The 4,438-nt window shown below is 46.9% G+C and carries 3 protein-coding genes and 1 pseudogene; 3 read left to right on the plus strand and 1 reads right to left on the minus strand.

Going from position 1 to position 4,438, the window contains the following annotated elements:
- The 3 genes and pseudogenes from F6K57_RS37665 to F6K57_RS37675 all read left to right on the plus strand — a co-directional run.
- Window positions 1-371, plus strand: a pseudogene (locus F6K57_RS37665) (hypothetical protein); the annotation flags it as partial.
- Window positions 372-472: 101 nt separating this feature from the next.
- On the plus strand, window positions 473-3,016 hold the full coding sequence (locus F6K57_RS37670) for a tetratricopeptide repeat protein (RefSeq protein WP_293073501.1): 2,544 nt from the start codon (window positions 473-475) through the stop codon (window positions 3,014-3,016).
- Window positions 3,017-3,351: 335 nt separating this feature from the next.
- Window positions 3,352-3,525: a hypothetical protein gene (locus F6K57_RS37675; RefSeq protein ID WP_293073504.1), complete on the plus strand. Its 174-nt coding sequence runs from the start codon at window positions 3,352-3,354 to the stop codon at window positions 3,523-3,525.
- Here the strand turns inward: F6K57_RS37675 and F6K57_RS37680 are convergent.
- Window positions 3,494-4,438, minus strand: a 945-nt coding sequence (locus tag F6K57_RS37680) for an ABC transporter permease (RefSeq protein WP_293073507.1), incomplete at its 5' end; no start/stop codon positions are given. The genes F6K57_RS37675 and F6K57_RS37680 overlap by 32 nt on opposite strands.

The following is a 4,438-nucleotide window of genomic DNA, read 5'->3' on the forward strand; positions in this document are numbered from 1 at the left end:
TTGATAATATTAGCGTTCTGACACAAACCACCGTAAGTGTAAAGGAACTCAAAGCTCATTCCCCTCAGTTACGGGAATTAAATGAATGGTATCGAGAAAATGTCCGGAGTTTAGGCATTGCCACAAAAGTCTACTATGAAACTCAGCCTGTCAAAGGGATTTTGGTGGTAGACCCAGATAGTGCCAACCCCGGCATTGAAAAAGTGAAGCCGGTTGCGATACCAAAGAATCACATTGACTTATGCAAACCAGAGTCTCAAAACAGTCAGGTCTATCTTGGTGTCAAGAAATTTATCAAGGAATGCCTCAACACTCCTGGTTGGCTGGATAACACTAATAGAATAGAGGTAAAAAAAAACCGATACAATTAAATCCCCCCAGTAACATTATCAATCGAGGTACTCCTAACTTTGTCGGTAGAGAGGATCAACTTGAGCAGCTCCATCGGGAATTTCAACAGACCGATCAATTAGTGATTTGTGCCATTGCCGGAATGGGTGGTGTGGGCAAAACCGAATTAGCTCTACAATATGCTCTGAGATATCAGGATAACTACCCTGGGGGTTTGTGCTGGCTGCCAGTGCGGGGGGCAGATCTCGTAACTCAACTTATTAGTTTTGGGCGTACGGAATTAGGATTAACCATTCCAGATCAACTAGAGTTCCAGGAAAAGGTAAGATACTGCTGGGGGCATTGGCCAGAAGGCACAGCATTGATTGTGCTGGATGATGTAGTAGACTATCAAACCATTCATCCCTATTTGCCTCCAGCCCAATCCCGCTTTAAAGTACTGATCACCAGCCGTCAGCGTCCAGGGAATTCTTACCGACGAATTGACCTGGATGTAATATATCCAGAGGCAGCCTTAGAATTATTGCCTCAGCTTGTTGGCAAAGAGCGCATTGAGCAAGAACTAAAGGAAGCAAAAGCCTTATGTGAATGGTTGGGCTATTTGCCCTTGGGTTTGGAGTTAGTAGGACGATATCTTTACGAACATCCCACTCTGAAAGTAACAGAAGTCCAGGAGCAATTGAAAGATAAGCGGTTAGAAGCACAGGCTTTGTTTGAACAACAACCAGATATGACCGCCGAGTTGGGAGTAGCAGAGGCTTTTGAGTTGACCTGGTCAACCCTTTCAGAAGAAGCAAAGCACCTGGGGTGTCTGCTGAGTTTATTTGCTGCTGCTACCTTTGACTGGACGTTAGTAGAGCAGTGTGTGAAAATACACGAGTCTCGCCAAAGATGGAAGTTGTTTCAACGACTATCTGGAAAAGCTGCTCATAGTCTCAGAGCAAAGGAGTTGGGGGAAATACGAGATGGCAGTTTACTAAAACTGAACCTGTTGCAACTGAGTGAACAGCAAACCTATCGGCTCCATCAACTAATTCGAGAATTTTTCCAGACCAAGCTGGCTCAATTACCAGAGGCCGATCGCTACAAGGAAAGCTTTTGTCAAACAATGGTGGCTGTGGCCAAAAAAATTCCTGATACACCAACTCGCGATGATATTACAGCAGTTACCCCCGCCATCCCTCATTTAGCCGAAGCTGCCACAGTCCTAACTGACTGGCTCAGGGATGAAGATTTAACATGGCCCTTTCTTGGCTTAGGAAGATTCTATCAGGGTCAAGGTATCTATGACCAGGCTGAACCCTGGTATGAGCAATGTTTAGAGATAACTAGAAGCCGCTTGGGTGAAAACCATCCCTCAGTGGCCAGCAGTCTCCACAACCTGGCTGGACTCTACAACTCAATGGGGCGCTATGACCAGGCCGAACCCCTCTTACAACAGGCATTGGAGATAACTAGAAGCCGCTTGGGTGAAAACCATCCCTCAGTGGCCAGCAGTCTCAACAACCTGGCATTACTCTACAACTCAATGGGGCGCTATGAGAAGGCCGAACCCCTCTATCAACAAGCTTTGGAGATGAGAAAGCAGCTGCTGGGTGAAAACCATCCCTCAGTGGCCACCAGTCTCAACAACCTGGCTGGACTCTACAACTCAATGGGGCGCTATGACCAGGCCGAACCCCTCTTTCAACAGGCTTTGGAGATGTATAAGCAGCTGCTGGGTGAAAACCATCCCTCAGTGGCCACCAGTCTCAACAACCTGGCATATCTCTACAAAGCTCAGGGGCGCTATGAGAAGGCCGAACCCCTCTATCAACAGGCTTTGGAGATGTATAAGCAGCTGCTGGGTCACCACCATCCCTCAGTGGCCACCAGTCTCAACAACCTGGCATTACTCTACAAAGATCAGGGGCGCTATGAGAAGGCCGAACCCCTCTTACAACAGGCATTGGAGATGAGAAAGCAGCTGCTGGGTGACGAACATCCTGATATGGCTGAAAGTCTCAACAACCTGGCATATCTCTACAAAGCTCAGGGGCGCTATGATGAGGCCGAAACCCTCTATCAAGAGGCTTTGGAGATGAGAAAGCAGCTGCTGGGTGAAAACCATCCCGATGTGGCCAGCAGTCTCAACAACCTGGCTGGACTCTACAACTCAATGGGGCGCTATGACCAGGCCGAACCCCTCTTTCAACAGGCTTTGGAGATGTCTAAGCAGCTGCTGGGTCACCACCATCCCGATGTGGCCAGCAGTCTCAACAACCTGGCTGGACTCTACGACTCAATGGGGCGCTATGACCAGGCCGAACCCCTCTACCAACAGGCTTTGGAGATGAGAAAGCAGCTGCTGGGTCACCACCATCCCGATGTGGCCAGCAGTCTCCACAACCTGGCTGGACTCTACAACTCAATGGAGCGCTATGACCAGGCCGAACCCCTCTTTCAACAGGCTTTGGAGATGAGAAAGCAGCTGCTGGGTCACCACCATCCTGATGTGGCCACCAGTCTCAACAACCTGGCTGGACTCTACTACTCAATGGAGCGCTATGACCAGGCCGAACCCCTCTTTCAACAGGCTTTGGAGATTGCCGAAGGTCGGTTAGGGTCAAATCATCCTGATACTGTAACCATCCGTGAGAATCTGGAAAGTTGCGCTCTCTTCTAGGGAAGTTAGGGTGATAAAATCATCCTGATACTGTAACCATCCGTGAGAATCTGGAAAGTTTGCCCTCTCCTGTATCAAGGATGATACATAAAGCCTATCTTGGGTTAAAATCATGGTTTTCTGACTAGACCTTGGAGCATTAGGAACAGATGTGGCATTGGTGAGGGGCGGGATGAATATAGCGCTACGGGCAAGGCAAGAGGCAAGAGGCAAGAGTTTACTACAACAGCTTAGGTGCGCTTTTATAAATGTCAAAATATCAGTAGAGTGGGCATCCTGCCCGCCCGAAGAATTAATAGCACCCGCGCGAATAATCAATATCAGTAGAGTGGGCAGTGCATCAGACTAATTTAAAACCTAAAAATCATCAAGGTAAGCACTGCCCACCCTACATCTCCTACCGATTCCCGATTCCCGATTCCCGACTCCCGATTCCCGATTCCCGATTCCCGATTCCCGATTCCCGATTCCCGACTTCTAGAAAATATCTTTCCGCTTCTGTAATTTAAAAGCAATTATTAAATAAACCCCTGTGTGTAAACATAGGAGTAGCCAGTTAAGAATCAAATTTTGCCAAGTGGCATCATAAACTGGTGTTGCTTCAAAGGGAGGAGGGGGAAGCTTTAATCCAAATCGGGAAGACTGTTCTGGTACCATACTATTCACATTTACCAGGGCACCATAAGCTCCCATTGACCAACGACTTACCATCAACCAAGATAGTGTACTGGCTAATCCTTTTAGTTTAAAAATAACTCCAGAAAAAATAATCTGGGGTAGCAAAATTAATGGTATAGTATTATTGGCTTCACTTTCATTGTTTACCAATGTCGATACCATCAGACCTAAACTGGTAGCAGCGATAATGGTTAAAAAAGTCGTGATTCCCAAGCCAATTTTCCAATCCAGTAGTTCAGAGGTAGGTGACTTAAACCCATAGAGGACAATAGTAACAATCAAGATAGTTTGTAAAATAGCTAAGCCAGACCGAATCAGTACTTTGGAACCAAGATAGGGAAATAACCCTAAATTAACCAGTCGCTCTCTGGCATAAATGCTAGACTCTTTCACAATTTCTTGCAGTGAACTAGATAGTCCTACCCAAAGGGCAGCACAGGTAAAAATAAACAGTACCTGTAGCGCTAGAGGTGCTTGGGTGATGTCTGGAGAGTTCAGTTGAGCTAAAGGGTCTTTCCCGGACAACGTCAGAATAATCAAGCTAATCCCAATCGGAGCAGTTAGTAAGGCTAGGGCAACACTTCGCATATCCCGCACTACTAGTTTTAGATAGCGCCGACTGAGCAACAGCAGTTGCTTGAGTTTGAGTTGCTTGAGTTGCTTGAAAACAGGAATACCAGCACTTTTGCTAGGGATTGACGTCGATAGCAACCTTTGACCAGGACTGAGGTGTGCTGAAATGTA

This window comes from Moorena sp. SIO4A5 (assembly GCF_010672005.1).
Lineage (GTDB): Bacteria > Cyanobacteriota > Cyanobacteriia > Cyanobacteriales > Coleofasciculaceae > Moorena.